This is a genomic window from uncultured Arenimonas sp., from assembly GCF_963976025.1.
GTDB lineage: Bacteria > Pseudomonadota > Gammaproteobacteria > Xanthomonadales > Xanthomonadaceae > Arenimonas.
The window spans coordinates 1-1,557 of the sequence record NZ_CAXBJS010000285.1; the positions used below are offsets into that span (position 1 = coordinate 1).

Genomic DNA, 1,557 nt, shown 5'->3' on the forward strand with positions numbered 1-1,557 from the left:
GACGCTGCCGTCGATCTCGATGCCGCGGTTCATCGGGCCGGGGTGCATCACGATGGCGTCCGGGGCCGCGAGGGCCAGGCGGTCCGGGGACAGGCCGAAGTCGCGGTAATAACCTTCCAGCGACGGCACCAGCCCCTGTTCCATGCGCTCGCGCTGCAGCCGCAGCATCATCACCGCGTCCACGCCCGCCACCGCCTCGTCGAAATCGTGCAGCACCCGGCAGCCGGCCAGCTCCGACGCGTCCGGCAGCAGGTTCGCCGGCCCGCAGACCCGGATTTCGCCGCAGCCCAGCGCACGCAGCGCGTGCAGGTCCGAGCGTGCAACCCGCGAATGTTTCACGTCGCCGGCCACCAGCACCTTCAGCGCGCTGAAATCGTCGCCCTTGTGCTGGCGCAGGGTCAGCATGTCCAGCAGGCCCTGGGTCGGATGCGCCGCGCGGCCGTCGCCGGCGTTGATCACCCGGGTGCCCGGGTTGGCGCCCGCGGCCAGCGCCGCCACCGCGCCGTCGTCGGCGTGGCGGATCACGAACAGGTCCACGCCCATCGCCTCGATGGTCTTGAGCGTGTCGAGCGCCGATTCGCCCTTCTTGGTCGACGAGGTCGCCACGTCGAAGTTCAGCACGTCCATGCCCAGCCGGGTCGCCGCCAGCTGGAAGCTGCTGCGCGTGCGCGTGGACGGCTCGAAGAACAGCGTGCAGCAGGTCCGCCCCGGGTGCCGGGTGCGCGCGCCGGTGCCGGCGTGCGCGTGCGGAAGCAGCAGTTCGGCCTGGTCGAGCAGCTGGCGCAGCAGTGGCGCCGGCAGGCCCTCGAGGCTGAGCAGGTGGCGCAGGCGGCCGTCGGACGTCAGCTGGAAGTCGTGGTTCATGGGTGGGCTTCAGGCATCGGGGGAAGGTGGGAACCGGGGTCGGCCAGCCAGCGTTCGAGGATGATCACGGCGGCCAGCGCATCTATCTGTTCGGCCTGGTGGCGCTTGCGGGTGCCGGCGGCGCGGCCGGCGGCGAAGCGGCGGCTGGCTTCCTTCGACGTGCTGCGCTCGTCCACCGGGTGCACCGGCAGGCCGTAGCGCCGGGCTATTTCGGCGGCGAAAGCGCGGGCGCGCTGGCGCGCCGGCTGGTCGCCGCCGTCGAGCGTGGACGGGTCGCCGACCACCAGGGCGTCGGGGCGCCATTCCCTGACCCACTGGTCCAGGCGCGGCCAGTCCGGGCCGGCCTCGCGCACGTCCAGCACGCCCAGTTCGCGCGCGGTGCCCGACAGCGTATTGCCCAGGGCCACGCCGATGCGGCGGGCGCCGACGTCGAAGGCCAGCAAGGTCACGGGGCCGGTCATGCGTGCCCGGCGTAGTCGGCCAGGTGTTCGATGTCCACGCCCAGGCAGCGCGCCGCGGCGTGCCAGCGCCCGGCCATCGGCGTGTCGAACAGCACCGCTTTGTCCGCCGGCACCGTCAGCCAGCTGTTGGCGGCCAGTTCTTCTTCGAGCTGGCCCGCTTCCCAGCCGGCGTAACCCAGGGCCACCAGCAGCCTGGCCGGGCCCTCGCCCCTGGCCGTGGACTCGAGGATTT

General features: G+C 72.7%; 3 protein-coding genes. All 3 read right to left on the reverse strand.

The window, feature by feature from the left end:
• Positions 1-864, reverse strand: an 864-nt coding sequence (locus AACZ35_RS14140) for an aspartate carbamoyltransferase catalytic subunit (RefSeq protein ID WP_339830407.1), incomplete at its 3' end; no start/stop codon positions are given.
• A complete protein-coding gene (gene ruvX / locus AACZ35_RS14145; RefSeq protein ID WP_339830409.1) occupies positions 861-1,325 on the reverse strand; it encodes a Holliday junction resolvase RuvX in 465 nt (154 codons plus the stop codon). The genes AACZ35_RS14140 and ruvX, both read right to left, overlap by 4 nt.
• Positions 1,322-1,557 (reverse strand): YqgE/AlgH family protein (locus AACZ35_RS14150; protein WP_339830411.1); only part of this gene is annotated, 236 nt, incomplete at its 5' end. The genes ruvX and AACZ35_RS14150, both read right to left, overlap by 4 nt.

Excerpts from the sequence above, each read along its gene's own strand:
- ruvX (WP_339830409.1), bottom strand. The coding sequence starts at position 1,325 with ATGACCGGCCCCGTGACCTTGCTGGCCTTCGACGTCGGCGCCCGCCGC.